This is a genomic window from Acidobacteriota bacterium (assembly GCA_039030395.1).
Lineage (GTDB): Bacteria > Acidobacteriota > Thermoanaerobaculia > Multivoradales > JBCCEF01 > JBCCEF01.
The window spans coordinates 223,950-245,521 of the sequence record JBCCEF010000003.1 but is presented as its reverse complement, the minus strand read 5'-3'; the positions used below and the strand labels follow the sequence as shown (position 1 = coordinate 245,521).

Sequence of the window (21,572 nt, the reverse complement as noted above, 5' to 3'; positions counted from 1 at the left end):
TCTACCCCTCCTCCGACATTCGTTTGCCCTCGTTTCCTGCCCCCGAGAAGTCGCCTTCGATGACCGTGTCCGGCAGCGCCCGCTGGAGCTTCGCGACCCCAGCCTTGGTCACCCGGGTGTAGATCAACCCCAGCCACTGGAGATTCTTCAACCCGGCGAGTGGTTCGAGGCCCGCATCGGTGGTCTTGGTGTAGGTCAAATTCAAACGCCGCAAGTCCGTCAAGGCGCCCAGGTGTGCAACGCCCGCATCGGTCACCCCGGGCAGATGCAGATCGAGGGACCGGAGGTTCGGCACCTCGGCCAGGTGGCGCAGGCCGGCGTCGGAAATCTTGCCGGCAAGACGGAGCTTCCACAGCCCATCCACCGAGGCCAACAGCCGCAAGCCCTGGTCGCCGCCGCGCCAGCGCCCGTCGGTGGAGATCATCACCTCGCCGGAGCCGCCCGTTGGATCCTTCTGGGTTTGAATCTGAGCGCCCCACTGGATGAGCTGCTCCACGGCCTGGCGATGAGGATCCTCTTCGCCTCGGGAGGGTCCTCCGGCCAGGACCAACAGCAGAGCGACCGAGGTCGCCAGCGCGCGCGGGATCACCGGCCGGCCTCCTCGGCGGAGCGCCGTTGGACAGCGCCGATGTCGCAGCGTCCGGCCGGACGCTTGACGCCGTGCTGGTCGCGCTCGCTGCACGCGGCGTCGGCGGAACTGAACGGCTCGCCGCTGCCGGCGCCGAGGGCCGGGCTTTCCGCCCGAGGACGGTGGCCCGGCGGAGCGCCATCGCCGGACAGCGACTCCAAGAGTGGCGGCGTGTTGAGCAGGTTGCCTTCGGACAAGCCGGCGACGGTGCACTCGAAGAGCTTGCCGAGCAGGTTGTGGCCGGTGGACTGCAGGATGCCCTTGCACTCACCGGAGATCATCGCCTCGTTGCCGGACAGAATGGTGTTGCCGATCACCACCGAGCCGAAGGTGAAGAGACCGCCGCCGGTGACGTGGGCACGATTCTCGGTCACCGTGCAGTTGCGCAGTTCGAGTTCTCCGTAGTTGTGGATACCGGCCCCGCGCTCGCCGGCGCGGTTGCCGCTCACGGTCGTGTTGCGCAAGCGCGAGGTACCCTCCAACCAAAGCCCGCCACCGGAGGCCCAGGCCTCGTTGCCGATGAACGACGAGCGCTCCACCTTGAGCTCCGCTGGACCGAACTGTTCGGCATTCTGGAGGCCGCCGCCGACGCCGCCGCGCCAGCGGGCCGAATTGTTGCGGATCACCGAATCCTCGATCACCAGCACACCGTCGTTGCGGATGCCGCCACCGTCGTCACCGGAATGGTTGTCCTCGATCACCACCCGGTCGAGACGGAGCTCACCGAGATTCCAGATCGCCGCGCCGTCGAAGCCGCGCTCGGTGGCACCGTGGGTCAGGGTGAGGTCGCGCAGGGTCAACTTCCCCTCGGGCGCCACACGGAACAGCCGGAAGACGGGCGTGTCGGACGTTGGGGAGCGCTCGACCCGCGCCCCTTGGCCTTCGATGCGAAGTTCGCCGGTCACCGCCGGCAGACCGTTTCCCCCCTCGGACCGATGATCCACCGTCTCGAGGGTGTGGACCGATTGCGGTCCGAGGGTGATCACCACCGCCTCGCCGGAGGCGTTGGCGGCGCGGATCCCGTCGGCGAGGGAGCACACCGAAGACGGTGGCTCGCAGTCCGCTTCGACGGCGATGGAAGAAGGGGAAATGGCGGCGCTGCTCGTGGTGCAGGCCACGACAACGCAGAAAACCGCCGCCCAATTGTGGCTGGCGGCGCGCCCACGACGATCGCTGGATGAAGCCGTTCGCAAGGGACTCGCGCTATGGGTTCAAGGCTGGGGAGCCGGCGGGCTCAAGTGGGACTCCCCGCCGCAGGGCACCGCCTGCAGGGTGAACGTCTGTGCCTTGGTGCCGTCGACCTTCTCGATGCGGGCCGTCAAGGTGCTCTCGCTCAGCCGATAGCTGACGCGCTGCGGGTAGTCATGATCGGGATTCTCGAATACGACGTGACTGTCGCTCACCTCGACGAGGGGAAACTCGACGGATTGCTTGCTGCCGGGGAAGGGCTGATAGCTCACGCCATCTTCCGTCTCGTGGATGCGGATGAACTCGAAGAACTGCGTCTCCCCCTCACTGACCACTTGACTATTGCCCAGCATCACCCCGCCGTTCGGCGCCGTATGGGTTTCCTTGAGGATCGTTCCGCCGCCCAATTCGCCCTCCCAGCAACCGGCCATAAAAGCCAGTTCGGCAATGCGGTGGGGCGTTTCGGCTGCCTCCTCCTCGTGATGGTCGGCCCACGTTAGAGAGAACGTTCCCAGACTCGCGACAGTCACCATTGCAAGACCTCTTAGCCAGCGCATACAGATCTCCTCATCCGTTGGAATAAAGAGAATCCTACGATGGAGAGGCCGCGGAAGGATAGGGCATCCCACCGCGGCCCGGGTTCTCCGTCGACCCTGCGACGCCTACTCGGGGCGCAGGGTCATCCGGCCGGCGCGAATGGCCTGGGAGATCCTCACACCCTTGTCGAACTCGGCCTTGGTGATTTGGAACATGTCCTCGCAGGTGCCGGGATCCCAGCAGCCTGCCCGAGGGCACGGGCAGCCGGGGCATTCTTCACCCGTATCAATGTTCCCTTCGTCGCCGACCGCCGCATCCCGTCCGGACTTCTCGTCTTCCATGCGGAAGGGCTTCGAGAAGGCGACGGTGATGTTGCGCGGCGGAATCTCGTAGACATTCTTGGCGAACGCGACACCGGGTCGATCCTTGGCCACGCGCTTCTGACCGATGTAGATGTCGTAGATGGCGTTGTAAACGATCATCGCCGGGTAGTCGGACTCTTCCGTCAAGGAGATCACCAGGCTCTTCGGCTGCACCGGCACGTCGGACAGCTTGAAGGTGACGTCGGCATCGAGGAACTCGCTGTAGCCGTAGAGTTCCCAATCGGCGATGGTGAACTCAATCTGCCGGTGGCCGAGGCCGTTGCGCTTCGGCAGCTCGCGCTCGAGGCGCATGAAGGCCGTCAGCTTGAGGATCTCCACCGGATTTTCCAAATCCTCTCCGGCGAAGATCGGGATGGTGATGATGGACTGTTCGTACTCCGTCTCGGCGTACTCCGGGAAGCCGTCCGCGGACTCCGCCAGGGCCGCCATCGGCATCAGGCAGAGTAGCGCTGCCGCCATCCAACCCACGGTTTTCTTGCTGAGATTGCTCATCGATAACCTCCGTTCTCCAGCGGACCGGGAACCCGACCGTCGAGAATCAGGAACTCACGACCGGCTCACCGGCCCGCGCGGTTAACCGCTCCTCAGGCCTTGCACTCACCGCGTCGGGCTTACCGCTCGCGGCACCTCGGCGACGGAATCCGTCCCCAGCGGACCGACTCCGCGCCGCGAATAACTGAGCACCCCGGTGGCTCAACCTCGCCACCTTCAAGGACTCGTGATTTGATGCGTCGGGCGGATAGCATACACGAACTTCAACCCTGTCAACAGGGCGAAATTTCGCTATCAAGCAGAGATATTGGAGGCCGTAGGGCAGCCTTGGTCAATACGTCAGGAGTTCACCGACCGCCGTCACCACCTTTTCCGGCGTCGGCAGGAGGACCCTTTCCAGGCTCTTGACGTAGGGACTGGGCCGGTCCTCCGTCGCCAGGCGGCGGACCGGGGCGTCAAGCCAGGAGAAGCCCTGGTCGGCGATGCGGGAGGCGACCTCGGCACCGAAGCCGCCGGTGAGGTGATCCTCGTGCACCACCAAGGCGCGGGAGGTCTTTTTGACCGACTCGAGAACCGTTGCGAAGTCCAGCGGTACCAGGGTCCGCAAATCGACCACCTCGGCCTTGACGCCGTCCACCGCCAACGTCTCCGCTGCCTCCAAGCAGGTCCAACTGGCAGCCCCGTAGGAAACGAGCGTCACCCGGTCGCCGGAGCGCAGTACTCGGGCACGGCCGATTTCCGCCGGCTCGATGGCCGACGGCAGGGATTCCTTGATCCGCCGATAGAGGAATTTGTGCTCGAAGAAGAGCACCGGGTTGGGGTCGCGGATCGCCGCCTTCAACAAACCGCCGGCATCCGCCGCCGTCGCCGGGCACACCACCTTCAATCCCGGTACGTGGGAGAACCAGCCCTCCGGGTTCTGCGAGTGAAAGGGACCGGCCCCGACGCCGCCGCCGGAGGGCAACCGCACCACCAGCGGGCAGGGCACCCGCCAGCGGTAGTAGAGCTTGGCAGCGACGTTGACGATCTGGTTGAAGCCGCAGGAGACGAAGTCCGCAAACTGCATCTCCACCACCGGCCGATAGCCGGAGAGTGCCGCGCCGATGGCGATGCCCAAAGTGCCGCTCTCGGCAATGGGCGTGTCGAACACCCGCTCCGGCCAGGTGGCGTGAAGCTTCTTGGTGGCCCGGAAGGCGCCCTCGAAGGCGGCGATGTCCTGTCCCATCAGGACCACCGACTCGTCCCGCGACATCTCTTCCGCCAGCGCCCGGTTGATGGCGTCCACGTAGCTGGTGTCACCGCCGGTGGTGATCGCCGGGGCCTCCACCGGCGAGGCCTTGGGCTGGGCCACCGAAGGCTCCGCGAAAACCGGCCGTTGAGCGATTTCAGGCGGCGGAGCGGCGGCCTCCAGGGCGCGGCCTAGGCTCTCCTCCACCAAGGAGCCGATGGCCTGGTCCAGGCGTTGCCAGGTCTCCTCCGTCAGCACGCCCTCTGCCTGCAGGCGCCGGCCGTAGGCGGGCACCGGATCCTCGGAGACGTAACGGTCCAGCTCGTCCGACGGCACCACCTTCAGCGAATCATCGCCTTCGCTGTGGCCGCGCATGCGGCCGAGCATGGCCTCGATCAGGGTGGGTCCTTCGCCGGCCCGGGCGCGGGCGGCGGCGCGGCCGAGGGCGGCCGCCATGGCGTCCGGGTCGTTGCCGTCGACGGTCTCGGCGGCGATGCCGTAGCCGGCGCCGCGGTCGCTCAGGCGCTCGCAGGCGAACTGATCGCGGGTGGGGGTGGAGAAGGCGTAGCGATTGTTCTCGACCACCAGGATCAGCGGCAGATTCCACACCGCCGCCATGTTGAGGCCCTCATGGAAGTCGCCGGTGGAGGTGCCGCCATCGCCGATGAAGTTGATCGCCAGACGGTCGGAGCCGTTCCGCCAGTGGGCGAAGGCACAGCCGGCGGCTACCGGAATCATCGAGCCGAGGTGGCTGATCATTCCGACGTGGTGGATCCCCGCCGCCGGATCGAGGTAGCCATAGTGGAAGGAGCGCTCGACGCCCTGGGAGAAGCCATCGCCCTTGCCCAAGAGTTGGCAGCACAAGCGGTACATCACCTCCACCGGCTCCGGACGGCGGCCGTCCGGTTCGCCGAAGCCAAAGTCCGGAAAAATTCGCGCGGCGTCCAGATACACCGCCAGGATCGCTCCCAGGTCGCGGTGCAGGGTGCACAGGGAATCGCCCGCTTCGAGCAGCAACCCCGCCGGTACGGTGGTGGCCTCGTTGCCGACCTCGCTGTACCACTTGGTGACCCGTCCGGTTTTCAAGAGATTCTCGAAGCGGGCGTCGAGATCCCGCGCCAACTTCATGAAGGCGTAGCGGCGTAGCCGTTCAGTGGATGCCATGTGAAGTACCTGCGCTGTGAGGGAATGGGCGTCGGCGACGAGCGCCGGTGAGAAGCGCAGATCCTATCCTTCGGCGGCGAGGGCCGCAATGCGGGCTTCGAAGGCCGACCGGCGCCGGTTTTCGGGATCGAGTCGCACCAGGACCCCGAGGGCCAGGCGCGCCTGATCGAGGGAGCCCTGGCGAATCAGCTCGTCGACCTGCTTTTCACCCTGGCGTACGGCGTTCAGCCGCTCCTCTTGCCCTTCCCGGCGCGCCGCCTCGGCGAACATCTCCGCCGACCTTGGACCGTGGCCGGCGAGGGTCCCCAGCTCCCGAGAAACCTCCCGGGCACCCTGGAAATCACCCACCGCCAGCCGCTCCCGGAAGCGGTGTTCCAGCTTGTCGGCTCGCTCACGGCCCTCGGCCTTGGCGGCCTCCTCCTCCAGCCGGCGGCGGGCGAACTCCACGCTGACTCGGGTGGCGCCGAGAGACTCCAAACGGACGAGGCTCGCCTGGGCGGCACCGAGATCTCCGGCCCTCAAGAGGTCTTCGAAGCGCGTTCTCTCGGACTCCAGAGCCGCGTCCTGCCGGCGTTTCGTGAGTGCGCCCTCCACCTCTCGCTCAAAGAGTTCAGCGGTTTCCGGATCGATCTTGCGCAGCGCCTCCAGCTTGCGCTTGGCGGCCCGTTCTTTGCCTTTTTCCAGCGCCCCGCGGCCGGCGTCGAGCAAGTCCTGGGCCTTCTCGTCGCGTTTCAGCTCCTGGCGCAGCAGGTCGAGCCAGCCGTTCCACTCCGCCTGCTTCGGGTGCTCCGGATCGATCTCGAGGATCGAGTCGAGGGCCAGTTCGGCGAGGGGAAGCTGCTTGTCCTTCAGATACCGGGTGAGCATCCCTTCGAGGTCCGCCAAGGAACGCTCTCGGCCTTGGTTCTGCTCCGCTTCCTCCAGCGATTGGCGCAGCGCCGGCAAGCGCGGCGCGGCCGGGTTCGACGCTTCGAGCGCTTCGAGGTCGCGGCGCGCTTCGACGAGCTGGCCGGCATCGATCTGAAGCTGTACCCGATCGAGGGTCTCGGTGGTCTCGCGCACTCGGTGGGCGGCGCGATCGATCCGCTGAAGAAGCGACTCGCGCTCCGCCGAGGACAGCTCACGCGACTCGGATCGGACGCCGGACGCTGCGGGGGCAGCGACGGGCTTGGGGCGCTCCCCGGAGACCCTCGGCGTCGCCTAGCCCAACGCGGCGGCGACGCGTTCCAGCGCTTCGATGAAGCGAATCGCATCCGGATAGCGTTGATCGCGGTCGCGCTCGAGGGCCCGGAGCACCGCCCGATCGAGATCCGGCGGCACTTCGACCGCCGGATTGCGGCCCGAAAGCGCCAGCGGCTTGGAGGTCAAGCGCTGGAAAACGAAGGCCGGGCGATCGCCCTGTTCGAAAGGCGACAGGCCACAGATCATCTCGTAAAGGACGAGCCCCAAGGAGTAGAGGTCCGTTCGCCGGTCGAGATTCTCGCTGCCGGAATCGGCCTGCTCCGGTGAGCAGTAGCGGAGTTTCCCCATGAAAGTGCCCGCCTGGGTGATCTCGAAGTTGGGATCCGGCGCCAGGTGTTTGGCGAGGCCCAGATCGATGATCTTGATCCGCGGCTTGCCGCGCAGATCGCGGGTGAGCATCAGGTTGTCCGGAGACAGGTCCCGGTGGATCATGCCGGCGGAATGAATGGTCTCCAGGCCGCGCAGTGCCTGGATCCCCAGCTCGATCGCCAGCGGCACCGGAAAGGGGCCGCGTTCCGCCAGTTCGCTGGCCACCTCGGCACCGTCCACATACTCCCAAACCATGTAGAAACTGCCCTCGGCGAGCTGCGAAAAGTCGTAGAGGATAGCGACATTGGGGTGCTTGATCTGGGTGGCGAGGCGCGCTTCGCGCAGGAACCGCTTGCGGTGCACCTCGTCCGTCGCGATGTCCTGGCGCAACACCTTGACCACCCGCAGTTCATCGAGGTGGAGGTGGCGCACCAGGTACACGGATCCCATGCCGCCGCTGGCGAGCGACCTCTGGACCTCGTATTTGCCGTCGAGCAAAGCGCCCGGTTGGTAGGGGTTCACGCCAACATCCTCCAAGGCGCCCATTGTAGCGATATCGCTGATGATCTACAGGGGAACACCGAGGAGAGCATCCACCCGGCGGCCACCGGCGGTACGATAGGGCACGCCGACGAGGCCGGCGGAACCGAACTCGACAACCAGATCGATGTTCTTCAACATGTCCGCCTTGCGGGCTTCGGCGGCGTGCAGGCAATAACGTGCCAGGGTCCGGGCGTCATCGACATCGACATTGCCGCCCACCAGGTGCTCGCCGAGGCGTTCGTCGGCGGCGTCGAGGTCTCGGCTCAGCCGGAGCACCGCCTCGACGGCCCGTTCCACCGGCAAGCGGAAGGCCGGCACCACCAGGCGGCTGACGGAATCCCCGTCTCCTCCCCCCATCAAACTGCGCAGAAAACCGCCGGAGGCGTCCCGCTGCCGTATGTCGACCCGGACGGGCAGCGTCCAGAAGGGCAACCAACCCTCCGCCGCCTGGTGGCGCAAGGCCGCGAAGTGCACCGTCACCGGGAGGAGCGTATCGTTTTCGATGCGGAAACCGGAACGGCAGGCGACACAGTAGAAGATGACGTCCTCGGCCTCGCCGGCCAGCGCCTCGCCACAATTCGGACACTCGAGCGTTACCAGCCGGAAGCCGAGAGTCACCGCTTCATCCTTCTCAACCAACCGAAGCGTTTGCTCTCCGGCGGCGCGCCGGTCCCTTCGATCACCACCGCGCCGTAGCGGAACTTGCGCCAACCCCAGCGGAAAGCGCCCAGAAAGATCGCCCCGCCCAGCACCCAACCGAAGCCACCGGTGTCGCTCTGTATGCCGGTGGTGATGGCGAAACACGCCAGCGCCTGAGAACCGACCAGGGCCAGGGCACGGAACCAATCGTTGCCCGGTGCCTTGCCGAAGGAGAGAGAGCCGTCCTCGCCGTCGATCACCCCCTGATAGGAGCGCCCTTTGAAGCGGTAGCGGACGATCCACAGCGGGTAATGGATCACCGACAGCCGGTCACGCAAGGTGTCGAGGAGGCGAAAGCGCACCCGATGGAGGCCGGAGGCGGGGTCGACTTGGGTGGCAAAGTTCTCGAGCGCCTGCCGGCGCACCGTGGTCTCCGAGACGGTGGGCGGAAACACCATGCCCTGGCGCTCGAGTGCCCCGCCGTCGTAGGGCACCAGCGGATCGCCGGTCAGATCCACCTGACTGACGCCCCATTCGGAGACGTTGACGGCGGCGAAGGTCTGGTCCAGGTGCCGTTCCACCAGCCGCTCGACGTCCTTCTCGACGGTGCGTGTCTTGCCGTTGACGGTGCGCCGCTCGCGCACCACCCCGAGGGCCATACCCACCGCATCGGCCTCGACCCGGAAGAAGGGCAGGAAACAGAGGAAGGCCTCGCCCATCTCGGCCTCCCGGCGAAGCTTCGGATCCTTGCTCCAGCCGCGGGCCAGCCAGCGGTGCAGGGCCCGGCGGGCGGCCTCGGCGTCGATCCGCGGCTCGACAGCGAAGCGGCGGGTACCGCGATCGCCGGTGGCCAGCGAACGGGAGGCGCAGAAGGGGCAGGTCACCACCCGCACCCCGGGGGCCACCTCCATCGACGCGCCGCAATTCGGACAGCCGAGTCCGGCCACCCGCGGCGCGAGGCGATCGTCGACCTCCACGGCGTCGGCGCTGTCGGGGGTCTCCGGCGGGGAGATCGTCGCTTCCAACGTCAGACCTTACGAGCGATCAAGAACGCAACCAGCGTCAGCGGCACGGCGGTTACGGCGTAGGCGGCGAACTTGGCGACCAGGTTGCTGAGAACCACTCCTTCCACACCGAACAGCAGCAGGCCGAGACCGGCGATCAGGTAATACGGCGATTCGGCTTTTTCCGGGAAGACCGAGGTCAGCACCGTGCCGGTGGAGCCCTCCACCAGAGCGACATAGGTCTGGTTGCGGTAGCGATAGCGGCTGCGCCACAGGGGAATGTGGACCAGCGCCGTTTCGGCCAGTTCCGACAGCTTGTCGTCGGGCAGCCAGCGGCGCGCCGTTTCGAGGGGCACCGCCGCCTCGACGATCTCGGCCCCTTCTTCCGGGGTGTAGGTTTCCAATTGACCGACCGGCACATCGAGGCCCGCCACATCGCCAATGGCGGTCGGCGCCGCCGGCTCGACGCGGGTGGTCTCGGCGCCGCCGGCCCGGTGGCGGAAGAACCACATCGGAAACGAGACGGCGGTCATTTCCTCGATTTTGGCGTCGCGGTCGAGATGCTTGACGGTCTCGTTGCCGGCCATCCAGCGGCGCAGGGCCTCGCCCGCCGAGGGTTCGTCGACCAAGCGGGGCAGACGGTAATGGAGAACCAGCCCGGAGCCATCGAGAAACAGCGTCGTATCGCAGTACTCGCAAACGACGAAGCGCTCGCCGGATTCGACGGCGTTCTTCCCGCCGCACTGCGGGCAGGTGAGGATTGCCGCTGCGGCGTGAGCTCGGTTCACGGCGTCAGTCCCTCAGCGGCGCGATAGGTAGTCAGGATGCCGAGACTTTGGTGCCGCAGGACGGGCAGAATTTGGCCCCCTCGGGTAGCTTCTGACCGCACTGGTGGCAGAAGGCCGTGGCCACGCCGGCGGACGGATCGGCCGCCGGGAAAACCTCGCGCTGCGGGGTCGCCGCCGCGCCGCCGCCACTTCCGCCTTCGCCTTCGGAAGAACTCGCCGCGGCGGCCGCCGCGGCCGGGGCAGCGACCGAGGGACTGGCCGGTGGAGGATTCTGCCCGCCGCCACCCTGCATGGCGTCCTTCATCATGCCCGGCAGCATCATGCCAAGGCCGGCACCGACGCCGACCCCCATGCCTTCGGCGACGGATCCGCCGCCGCCACCGCCCTCACCGCCGCCGCCCTTGGCGGCATCGCCCATCGCCTGGGCGGCCTTGAACTTCATGTAGGCGTTCATATCGCCGAGGGCGGCCATGCCGGCCCGCTCGTCGATCATGGCCTGCACCGCTTCCGGCGGCGTGATGGCACCCAGGAACAGGTCGACCAGTTCGATGCCGTACTTGGCGAAGTCGTCGCGCACCCGCGCCTTGAGACCCACCCCCAGCTCGTCGTAGACCTTGGGGAGATCGAAGATCGAGGTGAGGTTCTCGCCCAGCAGGTCGTTCAAGCGCGCCACGATGACGTCCTTGAAGTAGGTCTCCACCCCGTCCGTGGTGTAGACCCCCATGGTACCGACCACGGAGTTGACGAAGGTCTGCGCGTTGACGATCCGCACGGCGAACTTGCCGAAGGCCCGCAGGCGCACCATGGCGAGTTCCGAATCGCGGAACATCACCGGTTCCTTGGTGCCCCATTTGAGGTCCAGGAAGGTCTTGCCGGAGACGAAAACCACCGCCGCCTGGAAAGGCGATTTACCCCCGAAGGGAATGCCGAGAATCTCGGTCAGCAACGGCAGGTTTTGGGTCGCCAGCGTATGTCGTCCCGGCCCGAAGGTGTCGAGGGCCTTACCGTCGCGAAAGAAAACCGCCTGCTGACTCTCCTCGACCACCAACTGGCTGCCCAACTTGATCGCCGAAGTGCCTTCCTGCGGCTGACGCGCGACCATCGTCTGGCCGGTGGGATCTTGATGCTGAATGACTTCCATCGTGGGACCTCCTGGTTCGGCCGATTGGGACTAAGAACTCACCTTGACGACGTCGCTGAGCACGTACTCGCGCTTTGCCCAACGATCCTCGATCGCCTGCACGTCCGCCAGTAGCTGATCGAGGGCGGGCGTCGGGTCCTGATCGCCGGGCTTGGGCAGTGCGCGGATCTTGGTTTCGAAGGCTTGCAGTTCGTCCAGCAACTCCAGATCGAAGGCGTACAGCCTCTCCAAAGCCTGCTCGTCGACCTTGACCGGGTCGAAGAAGCCGGTAGCGCCGTAGTCGCTGAAGCGAATCGATTGGGACAAGCCGTCGAGGCGACGGTCGAGTCGACCGAAGCGATCGAGCCAGCCGATCTTGCCGGCATCGGTATAGGAACGGGCGAGGCCCTGAAGCAAGGCATTCAGGCGACCAAACTCCGTCGCCATCGCCTCGCGCTGCATCTTGTCCACCTCACGGCGCAACTCACGATCCTGGAAACCGCGGAAGCCGGGAATCCGTTCGATCAGTCGCTCGAGGGCGTTGCGCTGTGCCTTCGCTTGTTCGAAGCCATCGGTCATCAATCCATCCTCCAAAGTTCTACTTCGGCGGGAATCCTAGCAGCCCGCCCGCAAAGCCTACGCCACCCCGGTACGAAGGACTCGGAACTCTATTCCACCTCGCCCGAGGCGCCGCGAAAAGATGCCGCGAAGGATTCTGGGGATGTTTGGCCCGGCAGGACCGTACCGGAGGTCCGGTCGCTCAGTGGACGACGGCGCAGGCGGATCTCTGCGCTCGGCCGGGCGCGACCAAATCGGCCAGGCGACCGCGCACTTCCTGCCGGCTCAGGGCACTGAGCATCAGAAGCGATTCTTCCGGCCACACCATGGTGGGATCGCCCAACGCCTCGGTGCTCGACAGCTCCTCGCACAGGATGCGCTGCCCCGGAGGCCCAACAAAGAGACACGAGCGCTCCGTGGCGTCCTCATCCGGCTGACGCTCGATCTCTCGCCGCTCGAGTTCGAACACGCTTCCGGACCACATCGGCGCCAGCCAGCGCCGGTAAGCCTGGGTGAGGCGAAGGCCCGAGGCGATGTCTCCCTCCACCACTCCGGCATCGAGCATCTGCGCGGACAGCTCGTCCGCCGCTTCGGCGCTCGTCGCCTGCGCTCGGAGGACGTCCGGTGAGAGGACCTCGCCCGCGCCGCCTTCGCCGTTGGACCACAGAGCGGTGGTCAAGCGGTAGAGCATCGGCCACAGCACGAAGGACTCCGGAGCGCCTCGGGTCGCCAGCTCATCGGCCAGGGAGTCGATCAGAGCTTCCACCGTGAAGGCCGGTCCGATCTGCAGAACGTCGCCTTCGAGCACGCCGAGGGTGGCACGCTCGCCGGCGATGTAGAGTTCCGCGATCTGGGCCGGGCCATCGGGCCGGCCAACCCCCACCCGCAGGCGAACCTCCGGACGCTCGAGTACCGCCAGAGCCTCCCCCAAGGGACCGCTCGACAGCAAACGCCGGCGGCGAACTTCCGGTGACCAGTCCGCCCTGACGAAGCCTCGGCGCACCAGGTCCACTCCGGCCGCATGGCGGGCGGTCTGCCCGGAGCGGCGACCGAGTTCGCGCCAGAAGGCGAGAGGCGAGCGGGGCTCCGGCTGCAAAAACCCATGCTCGCCCAGCCAGTCGATGGCGGCTAGCGGCAGGCTGCGCGCTCCGGATGAGAAGGAGATTTCTGGGGACGGACTGGAGAACAAGGGGGCAAGGGCCGGAGTGGTCACGTTGACGATTCCTCGGAAGTAGTACTCAGCGGGAAGGCAACCCCGGCATCACCGGGGTTTGTCAGTGGCGTCGCACTTTCCAAGGTGTCGCCAGGTCGCCGGGGCGGGACGTTTATGAATATCGTCACATAAGAGAATCCAACTCCCGAAATCGCACAAATAGACGAGCGGGAAACCCAGAAAAGTAAAAGCGGGGCTCCGAAGAGCCCCGCTTCTAGACCATTTGGCGCCTCAGGAGGGTACCGAAAAATTCGTTACCCTACCGATGGCGCCGCTCGCTGGGTGCTGAAAAACTCGTCAGCGCCCAGCTCCGAGCCTGAAAAGCGAGGTGGCGCCGAAGGCGCCGTGGACGGGGTGAACTCGAAAACACCAGTGTTTTCGAGTGAGGGGGCGCCCAGCCCCCTCAAGGAAAAAACTAGCAGGGCAGCTGAAAGAATAGGCCGAAGGCCTTTTTCAGCAAACTGCTAGTGAGAGACGGCGGGATCCAAGGACTTGGCCTGCAGAATCCACCGCCGCACCCGCGTGCCGGGAGGAGCGGTTCGTGCGATCCGCTTCTCCCTTTGCACCTTCGCCAAGGTCATCGCCAGGTTGTCGGGGCTGCGGGTACCGAGCTCCTTGACCGTGTCGACGCCCGAGGCTTCGAGCAACTCGCTGAACTGCGGTCCGACGCCGTTGATACGCATCAGGTCGGCGAGGTTGACCCAGCGGAGGATCAATTTCTCGGCCACGCCGGCCTCTTCCGCCAATGCCTTTCGCCCGCGGCGCGTACCGGCCCGCTGGAGCAGAGTATCGGTCGTTTCGATCCCCAACTCCAGGAGCCGTTCTGCGTACTTCGGACCGATTCCTTCAACCCGCTCGATTCGATAACTCATCCATGCCCCTCTTTCGTCGTAAATCCCAGGACGAAAGGATCCTCAACGCCGCTCAGCCGTCGATCGGCGGAATGCGCAGGACCTGACCCGGGTAAATCTTGTCCGGGTCGGAGAGCATCGGCTTGTTGGCCTCGAAGATCACCGGGTACTTGCCGGCATTGCCGTAGTGCTCCCGCGCGATCGCCGACAGCGTGTCGCCTCTCTTGACCGTATAAAACACGGCCTCCGGCTCCGGCGCCTCGACCTCCAACCGATCATCGACCCGGGCGACACCCTCCACGTTTCCAACGGCGAGAACGATCTTCTCGCGCGTTTCCTGGCTAGGCGTCGAACCTCGGACAGTCGCCACATCACCCACCACGTCGACCCGCAGATCCTCCACATCCAGACTGAGGTCTCCGATGAACTTCTCGATCGACGAAGCGAGCCGGGGGTTCGGCAGCGGCCCGGTCTGGGTGGGCTGCGGCTCCGGCTGGTCGTCCTTCCCGAGAAGCTTCTTACCGGCGTTTACGACGAAATCGATAAGACCCATAACAGAATCTCCTTTCAAAGTTGGTGACAACATCGTCAGCGAGTCCCCCGACGGCGCCGACAGCACCGTCCGAGGTACCCGAACATACTCTTGCTACAAATTGGTCTTCTATCGCTTGAACAGGCTGCCGAGCATCTTTCCGCCCATTTTGAGGGCGTCGTCCATCACCTCGCCATCACCGTCGGCGTCGAGCAGGCCGCCGAGCAATCCCCCCATACCGGAGGGCATGCTCTGGCGCGCTCTGCGCTGCTCCTGCCCCAGCAGGTCGGCGAGGCCGCCGGAGTCGAGGCCGCCGGATCGGCGGCTCTTGCCGAGGGCGCCAAGGACCAGCGGCGCGAGCATCGCGAGAAGTTTTCCGGCGCTTGCCGCGTCCAGTCCGCTCGCCTGGGCGAGCTGACCCTCGGCGGTGGCCCGGCGGCCGCCGAGAACATGGCGCAGGATGCCGTCGCCGGCGCCGACGGCGGCACCGCTGTTGCCCAAGAAGCCCCCCAGGTCATCCAGCACGCTGCCGTCGTGGTCACGATCCAAGGCGCCGAGCAGGGCGTCGGCCCCGCCGGAGCGGGAAGCATTGCCGGCCAGGGCGGTCATCAGCATCGGAACCGCCGCCGAAACCGCACGATGGGTGGCGGCGGAATCCGCGCCGAGGGATCGGCTCAACTGCGAAACGGCATCGCCGCCGAGAGACTGCTGCAATAGTTCGAAAGGTGAAGACAAGGTGGCCCCCTTTGAAATCTTGGCGTTGAGTGCAGTGTCGACTGCCCACTGCATACCTATGAATGAACTCCGGAGCTTCGGTTCCGGTGGGAAGCGACCTCACCGGTGGGCGGCTCCCCAGAAGATACCTTTTGGCTGACGCACTTCTTCCAATCCCTTCTACAGCAAGTCCGCTGCCAGCTCGGTCAATGCTCGCCGGGACTGAACCTCATCTCGGTCAAACCCAAGATTCGAAAAGACTTTCTGACCGTACCAGAATACCTGGACGACACCTCGCCCCGCCTCGCGGCCCTGGAAGAATGGGGGGCCATGGAGTTTTTCCCATCACCCTCTCCGGGTTCGATCGCGGGACGGTCAGCGTTCACAACTGGATGTTGTAATTCTTGATCTTGCTGTTCAACGTCTTGACGTCGATGCCCAAGAGCCTCGCCGCCGGCGCCTTCTTGCCCTCCGTGTAGCGCAGGGCCCGGGCGACATGGAGGCGTTCGATCTCCGCCATCGGCAGCGGGGCATCGGCATCCGGTAGGTCGACATCGGCGCTCGGCCGCAGGTTGGGAGGTAGATCCTCGGCTCGGATCTCGTTCTCCGGCGACAGCAACACCAGACCTTCGACGGTGTTCATCAGTTCCCGGACGTTGCCCGGCCAGGCGTACTCCTGGAGGAGTTTCACCGCCCCCGGCGCGATGGTCTTCGCCGGCCGGCCGGGCAGGCGATAGCGCTCCAGGAACACGTCGATCAGCAGCGGTATGTCCTCATTGCGTTCGCGCAGAGGCGGCACTTCCAAGCTCACCACCCGCAGCCGGAAGAGCAGATCCTGGCGGAAGCGCCCGGCCTTGACCTCGGCCCGCAAGTCCTTGTTTGAGGCGGCGACGATGCGCACATCGACCTTATGGGTTTTGGTTCCCCCGACCCGCCGCAACGCACCGTCGTCGAGCGTCTGGAGCAGTTTTGCCTGCATCGCCGAGGACATCTCGGCCACCTCGTCGAGGAAGAGAGTGCCGCCGTCGGCAACTTCGAAGAGGCCGCGCTTGGCCGCCACCGCGCCGGTGAAGGCCCCTTTCTCGTGGCCGAACAGCTCGCTCTCCAACAGTTGGTCCTGGAATGCGCTGCAGTTGACGACCACGAAGGGCTGGTCGCGGCGGTCGCTGCCGTCGTGGATGGCCCGTGCCGCCAGGGTCTTGCCGGTGCCGGTCTCGCCGTGGATCAACACCGAGGCGGGAGCGGCGGCGACCCGTTCGATGGTGTCGAGGAGCGTCTCCACGGCGGAACTCTCGCCGAGGATCGATCCGTTGCCCGGGCGAACTGGTGCCTTCTCCTCGCCGGCCGTCATCTCTTGCAGTTCAATGCGGGTCAGGGGGCGGGTCAGGAAGGCGTAGGGAACCTTCTCCGCGGGCTTCGGAAGCCGGCCCTCGGAGGCCGCCGAGAGCATCACCATCTCGCCGTGATCGGCGGAGCCGCGCTCCAAAAGCATCGCCCCGTCCTCAGCGCCGGAACCGGCGATCTGGAAGTTCTGTCGCACCCGGTCGAAGGCGTCGCTCCATTGCGCCGGGAGCTGATCGCCATCGAGAATGGAAACGGCCACCTTGCCGTTCCCCGCCAGATCCCTTTCGAGCAGGATCCGCTGCGGACGACCGCCTTCGGTCAGCAATACCTGGATGGTTCTTCGTGGCTCCATGAGTCTTCAGTGAACTCGCAGAAAGCTCCTGTACTCGTTAGCGTCGTAACCCGGGACAGCGGTGCACCGCGAGAAGGCTTTGCGCGGCAAGGGGAGCCTTATGTCCCCCCGAGGAACCAAGGAGCGGCAGAAAAACACATTGAACATCCCCCTATCCAACTCCGATAGTTATACTCCAGATTGCCGCCGATTCGAAGCACAAAACCTCGGCGAGACTCCGACTCGGGCGAGAATCCTTCCCCGCCTGTAAATCGATACGTATCCGAGCTTGCGCCTTCTACCTCGCATCGCCCTGGCCCTCGCCGCCGTCGGTCTCCTCCCCCTCGCCGTGGTCACGCAGCGTCTGGTGGACATCAACCGGGAAGGCATGCGCGAGCAGGTGCTGCGCACCAACGTCGCCGCCACCAGCACGACGGCGGCCCAGATCGCCGACTTGGTCGAAAGCCGGCGATCCCTCGCCCAGGCGGCGGCGAACAACCCCGCCGTCTACACCAATCCCCTGGCGCCGGAAGCTACAGGCTTCCTAAGATCCTTCCTCGAAGCCCGCCCGGACCTCAACGCTCTCGCCCTGTTCAATCCCCTGGGCGACGAAATCGTGCGCGCTCAGCGGCGCGGAGCCGCCGAGGTGGCGAGCCGCATCCTGGCGGATCCTTCCGCCGAGTCGCCGCTACTGGTGGTCCACAACGGGCAGTGGTTGCGCCTGATGGTGCCGCTGCCGGAAGGCCGGGGGACTCTGCGGGTGGTGGCCGACGGTACGCCCATCGCCGATGCCCTGGCCGGCAACCTGATCGGCGAACAGGCGGCTCTGGCGCTGGTCGACGAACACGGCGGCGTGATCGCCGGCACCCCGATGTCCGAAGACGAGATGCCGCCGACGCTCACGGAAATGAACCCGACGGATCGCATCCAGGGAGCCCAGAACCACACCACCGCCGACGGCCGCGAGATCCTGTCGGCTTTCGATCCGGTGCCGGGCACTCCCTGGACGGTGGTTTCGCGCCAGCCGACAGCGGTCGCCGAGCGGGTTTCGGCGCGCATGCTGCGCGACTCGACGACGGCCCTCGGCCTGGCCCTGCTGTTGATGGTGCTGCTCTCCGCCGCCGCCTACGTCACCATCGTCCGCCCGATCCGGCAACTGGGACGCGACCAGCGAGAGCTGGTGGGGCTGGCGCCGGGCAGCGGCCGCGGCAACGAGATCGAGGACCTGCGCTCTTCGTTCGCCCGTCTCGAGCAGCGGGTGCGTGACCGGGAAGCGCTCGAACGCATCTTTCTCGGCCGCTATCAAATTCTCGGCGTGCTGGGCCAGGGGGCGATGGGAATGGTGTTCCGCGGCTGGGACCCCAAGCTGCGCCGGCCGCTGGCCATCAAGACCGTCCACCTGGATGCGGATGGCACAGAAGACCGCAAACAGGACCAAGCCCGCCGGCTGCTGCAGGAGGCGGTGACGGCGGCACGCTTCCAGCATCCCAACATCGTCGCGATCCACGACCTGGAGGACGTCGAGGACAGCGCCTATATCGTGATGGAGCTGGTGGACGGAGTGACCCTCGAACGCTACCTCGCCGAGCACCGCCGGCTGGCGGCCGGCGACGCGGCCCTGCTCGGGGCGGCGGTGGCGCGCGGCCTCGCCGAAGCCCACAAGGCGGGCATCGTCCACCACGACGTGAAGCCGGCCAATATTCTCTTGGGGGTGGACGGCTCGATCAAGGTGGCGGACTTCGGCATCGCGCAGGCCATCTCGACCATCAATCGCGATGTCGAACAGGTCTTCGGCACCCCGGGCTACTTGCCGCCGGAAGCCCTACAGGGGCTGGGCTATACTCCCGCCGGCGACCTTTTCTCCCTCGGAGTCGTTCTCTACGAATGCCTTACGGGGCTCAAGCCCTTCGGCACGGGAACGCTCAAGCAGATCATCAACGGGACCCTCAGAAATCCGGTGCCCCCGGTTCACCACGTCGCGCGGGCAACCCCCGAAGCGTTCGGTGAGCTGTTGGATCGGTTGCTCTCCAAGGATCCCGAGGACCGGCCGGAGAACACCCTGGCCGTCGCCGAGACGCTGGATGCCGTTGCGCGTCGCTTGGAGGCGCGCTGGAGTTTGGAGATTCCATCGCAGATCGAAACGGAGCCCGTGGAAGATGATGACGCCCCAAAGAGCATGCTGCTGGACACGATTCCCCATCACGACGTTAGTGGCCGCCCTGCTGGTACCCGCCCTCACGGCGAAGCCCGCTCAGGCCGCGCCGACCCCTGAGGCCGAAGACCTGCTGATCGTCGGACCCGGCGATACGGTGCGGCTGCGCGCCGAAGCGCCCGGAACGATTGTCGAAGCCGCCATCGGAGGCGGCCTGCTGGTGCCCGCGCCGGAGGGCAAGGTGACCGCTCCGACGGAGGCCGGCGACCACTGGTTGATCTCCGCCGCCCGCGACGCGGCGGGGCTGCGCTCGCCGCTCCGTTGGACTCGCCTGCGGGTCGACGGCACGGCGCCGACGGTGACTCTTTCCCTCGACCCACTGCCGATCGCCGACAGCCTCGGCCGGGAATGGGCCGCTCCCGGCGCCACGGTCACCGCCCTCGCCGAGGATTCCGAAGCCGGCCCTGGGGCGGTGGAGTTGACCTTCGACGACGGAGAGGGCGGCCGCACCCTGCGGCAGGAAGGCAACCGCGCCAGCGGCCCTCTCGGCGAGCCCGCCGGAAGCGCGGAAACGATCACCCTCTCCGCCGTCGGCGTGGATGCCGTCGGCAACCGTTCCGCAGCGATGGTTCTCGAAGTGAACGTCGACGCCCGCCCGCCGACCGGCCGCATCTTCATCGAGGGCGCCTGGACGCGGCGTGGTGGGGTGCAATTCCTCGGCCCCGAGGCGCGCCTCGCACCGCGCGGCCGGGACCGCGAAAGCGGCCTCGCGGGATTCGAGGACTACCGCCTGGACGGGACCGAAGTGGCACCGGAAGCCTGGAATCCACCGTGGAGCGAAGGGGAGCACACGGCGCAGGCCGTGGCCGTCGACCACGCGGGGAATCGCGCCAACCTCGAAGAGATTCGTTTCACCGTTGACCTGACGCCGCCGGAACTCTCCTGGCGAATCGTCCAGGACGGTGACCGACTGCGGGTCGAGGCCCGGGGAACGGATGCCGGCGCCGGTATCGCATCCGTCGCCTGGTCCCACAGCGGAGAGCGCTGGACGGAGATCGCGCCCATCGGCCCGGTGCCGATGCCGCCGGAGGGCATCACCCTCCGCGCCCTCGACCGGGTCGGCAACCTCCGCCTGGTTCGGCTGGACCCGAGCGGCGCCGAGATCGCCGCGGGAGGTGGAGAATGAGCACCATCCGAAGGATGCTGCCGACGGTGCTGCTCGCGGCCCTGGCAACACCCTTGGCTCTCGCCGCCCAGACGGACACCTCCACGCCGCGCGACCCCCAGCCGCGATCCGGCGACGAGGTGGGCTGGTACACGGTGCGTCCGGGGGACACGCTGCGCGGCATCACCCAGCGCTACCTCGGCACGGAAAGTCTCTGGCGGGAGAACTGGCGCCTCAACCCCGACGTCGCCAATCCGGATTTCCTGCCCATCGGCAAGCAGCTCCGGGTGATCCTCAACCGGCAGCTTCCGCCGCGAGCGGCGCGCATCGTCCAGGTCTCCCGGCGAGTCGAGAAGAAGCCCCAGCCCAATCCCTGGACGGATGCCCGGCAGGGCGATCTGCTGCGCGAGGCGGACGGCGTCCACACCTTCGAGCAATCCTCGTCGGAGATTGAGTTCGACGACGGCACCCGCCTGACGATGACCGAGCAATCGCTGATCTTCCTGCGCCGGGTGGGCAAGACCTTGACCGGCGTGAGCCAGGAGACGATCGAGATCGTCGAAGGCCAGGCGGACCTGGTGAGCCGTCCGGAAAAACCGGGCTCGTCGGAGATCGAGATCGTCATCGGCGACACCACCGCCCGACCGCGGCCGACCGCCGCGGGGGTGGCCGAGGGACGGCTGCGAAGGACCGAAGGGGCCGCCCAACTGATGGTCTACGAAGGCGTGTCGGAGGTGGCCGCGGCGGGGCAATCGGTCGAAGTGCCGCGCGGCATGGGTACCTCCGTCGAGCAGGGCAAGGCGCCCAGCCCGCCGGAAAAGTTGCTGTCGGCGCCGCGCCCCACCCCGGCGATGGATCGCTGGCCTTTTGCCAATCCGCGCCTCAGCTGGCGCGCCGTAGGCGGCGCCAGCAGCTACGTGGTGGAGGTGTGTGGCGACGCCGACTGCGGAGAACTTCTGGAGCGAGCGGAAGCCCTCGAGGAAACCGCCTGGCAGGCCGGCGTGCTGCCCACCGGCGAACACTTCTGGCGGGTGACGGCAGTCGCCCCCTCGGGCCTCGACGGCTACCCCTCGCGACCCCGGCCCCTCACCATTCTCAATCCGCGACCGGACCTCGAACCACCGGCGGTGGCGGTGCGGGTGGAAGGTCCGGGGCGGGCCTTCGAAGACGGCCGCGTGCAGTTGAGCCCCGGCGGCTCCCTCTCCCTCGAAGGGCAGGACGACGTGTCCGGCGTGGAGGAGATTCGCTTCCGCTGGAACGACGGACCGTGGACGGCCTGGAGCGGCCAGCGCCTCACTCCGCCGACCGGCGAAGACGGTCAGCGCTTGGAAGTGCAGGCGACGGACCGGGTGGGGCGGGTGTCGCGGAACTGGGCGGTCACCGTGGAGTCCGCCCCGCCGGCCCTGGAGCCGCCGGTGCCGGAAAGAGCGGAGTCCGAAAAGTAGGT

General features: G+C 66.6%; 20 protein-coding genes. 3 read left to right on the top strand and 17 right to left on the bottom strand.

Features of this window, described 5'->3' with window-relative positions; translation table 11 throughout:
* Position 1: 1 nt before the first annotated feature.
* The 17 genes from AAF481_05340 to AAF481_05260 all read right to left on the bottom strand — a co-directional run bounded on the left by AAF481_05340 (position 2) and on the right by AAF481_05260 (position 16,829).
* Positions 2 to 589, bottom strand: a complete 588-nt coding sequence (locus AAF481_05340) for a hypothetical protein (GenBank protein ID MEM7480576.1) — start codon at positions 587 to 589, stop codon at positions 2 to 4.
* The gene (locus tag AAF481_05335) at positions 586 to 1,746 is read right to left on the bottom strand and encodes a right-handed parallel beta-helix repeat-containing protein (GenBank protein ID MEM7480575.1); all 1,161 of its coding nucleotides are present in this window, start codon (positions 1,744 to 1,746) and stop codon (positions 586 to 588) included. The genes AAF481_05340 and AAF481_05335 overlap by 4 nt, the downstream gene beginning before the upstream one ends.
* 93 nt (positions 1,747 to 1,839) lie before the next feature.
* Positions 1,840 to 2,349, bottom strand: coding sequence for a DUF6265 family protein (locus tag AAF481_05330; GenBank protein MEM7480574.1), 510 nt, complete (start codon positions 2,347 to 2,349; stop codon positions 1,840 to 1,842).
* A 129-nt stretch (positions 2,350 to 2,478) separates the two neighbouring features.
* On the bottom strand, positions 2,479 to 3,228 hold the full coding sequence (locus AAF481_05325; protein MEM7480573.1) for a hypothetical protein: 750 nt from the start codon (positions 3,226 to 3,228) through the stop codon (positions 2,479 to 2,481).
* Between the two features lie 331 nt (positions 3,229 to 3,559).
* On the bottom strand, positions 3,560 to 5,620 hold the full coding sequence (locus AAF481_05320; GenBank protein MEM7480572.1) for a dehydrogenase E1 component subunit alpha/beta: 2,061 nt from the start codon (positions 5,618 to 5,620) through the stop codon (positions 3,560 to 3,562).
* Positions 5,621 to 5,683: 63 nt separating this feature from the next.
* Positions 5,684 to 6,682 (bottom strand): hypothetical protein, encoded by a 999-nt coding sequence (locus AAF481_05315; protein ID MEM7480571.1) that lies wholly within the window; start codon positions 6,680 to 6,682, stop codon positions 5,684 to 5,686.
* A gap of 138 nt (positions 6,683 to 6,820) precedes the next feature.
* Positions 6,821 to 7,693, bottom strand: a complete 873-nt coding sequence (locus AAF481_05310; protein MEM7480570.1) for a serine/threonine-protein kinase — start codon at positions 7,691 to 7,693, stop codon at positions 6,821 to 6,823.
* A 45-nt stretch (positions 7,694 to 7,738) separates the two neighbouring features.
* Positions 7,739 to 8,332 carry a hypothetical protein gene (locus AAF481_05305; GenBank protein MEM7480569.1) on the bottom strand — a complete coding sequence of 198 codons (594 nt, stop codon included), beginning with the start codon at positions 8,330 to 8,332 and terminating at the stop codon, positions 7,739 to 7,741.
* Positions 8,329 to 9,378, bottom strand: a complete 1,050-nt coding sequence (locus tag AAF481_05300) for a hypothetical protein (GenBank protein ID MEM7480568.1) — start codon at positions 9,376 to 9,378, stop codon at positions 8,329 to 8,331. Before AAF481_05300 ends, AAF481_05305 begins: the two co-directional genes overlap by 4 nt.
* A 2-nt stretch (positions 9,379 to 9,380) precedes the next feature.
* Positions 9,381 to 10,145, bottom strand: coding sequence for a hypothetical protein (locus AAF481_05295; protein ID MEM7480567.1), 765 nt, complete (start codon positions 10,143 to 10,145; stop codon positions 9,381 to 9,383).
* A 31-nt stretch (positions 10,146 to 10,176) separates the two neighbouring features.
* The gene (locus AAF481_05290; GenBank protein ID MEM7480566.1) at positions 10,177 to 11,286 is read right to left on the bottom strand and encodes an SPFH domain-containing protein; all 1,110 of its coding nucleotides are present in this window, start codon (positions 11,284 to 11,286) and stop codon (positions 10,177 to 10,179) included.
* 30 nt (positions 11,287 to 11,316) lie between these two features.
* Entirely contained in the window at positions 11,317 to 11,844 is a 528-nt protein-coding gene (locus tag AAF481_05285; protein MEM7480565.1) for a hypothetical protein, read from the bottom strand.
* A gap of 181 nt (positions 11,845 to 12,025) precedes the next feature.
* On the bottom strand, positions 12,026 to 13,036 hold the full coding sequence (locus AAF481_05280; GenBank protein ID MEM7480564.1) for a hypothetical protein: 1,011 nt from the start codon (positions 13,034 to 13,036) through the stop codon (positions 12,026 to 12,028).
* Between the two features lie 464 nt (positions 13,037 to 13,500).
* Entirely contained in the window at positions 13,501 to 13,908 is a 408-nt protein-coding gene (locus tag AAF481_05275) for a DUF4332 domain-containing protein (GenBank protein MEM7480563.1), read from the bottom strand.
* Positions 13,909 to 13,960: 52 nt separating this feature from the next.
* Positions 13,961 to 14,440, bottom strand: coding sequence for a peptidoglycan-binding protein LysM (gene lysM, locus AAF481_05270; protein ID MEM7480562.1), 480 nt, complete (start codon positions 14,438 to 14,440; stop codon positions 13,961 to 13,963).
* A 108-nt stretch (positions 14,441 to 14,548) separates the two neighbouring features.
* Positions 14,549 to 15,154: a DUF937 domain-containing protein gene (locus AAF481_05265; GenBank protein ID MEM7480561.1), complete on the bottom strand. Its 606-nt coding sequence runs from the start codon at positions 15,152 to 15,154 to the stop codon at positions 14,549 to 14,551.
* A 361-nt stretch (positions 15,155 to 15,515) separates the two neighbouring features.
* Positions 15,516 to 16,829: a sigma-54 dependent transcriptional regulator gene (locus AAF481_05260; protein MEM7480560.1), complete on the bottom strand. Its 1,314-nt coding sequence runs from the start codon at positions 16,827 to 16,829 to the stop codon at positions 15,516 to 15,518.
* 268 nt (positions 16,830 to 17,097) lie between these two features.
* Here AAF481_05260 and AAF481_05255 point away from each other — a divergent pair, with 268 nt between their 5' ends.
* From AAF481_05255 to AAF481_05245, 3 genes are read left to right on the top strand one after another with little or no spacing between them, the layout of a single operon-like run.
* Positions 17,098 to 19,080: a serine/threonine protein kinase gene (locus tag AAF481_05255; protein ID MEM7480559.1), complete on the top strand. Its 1,983-nt coding sequence runs from the start codon at positions 17,098 to 17,100 to the stop codon at positions 19,078 to 19,080.
* Complete coding sequence (locus AAF481_05250; protein ID MEM7480558.1) at positions 19,019 to 20,146, top strand: hypothetical protein; 1,128 nt, start codon at positions 19,019 to 19,021, stop codon at positions 20,144 to 20,146. The genes AAF481_05255 and AAF481_05250 overlap by 62 nt, the downstream gene beginning before the upstream one ends.
* Positions 20,143 to 21,570, top strand: a complete 1,428-nt coding sequence (locus tag AAF481_05245; protein ID MEM7480557.1) for a FecR domain-containing protein — start codon at positions 20,143 to 20,145, stop codon at positions 21,568 to 21,570. The genes AAF481_05250 and AAF481_05245 overlap by 4 nt, the downstream gene beginning before the upstream one ends.
* Positions 21,571 to 21,572 lie beyond the last annotated feature (2 nt).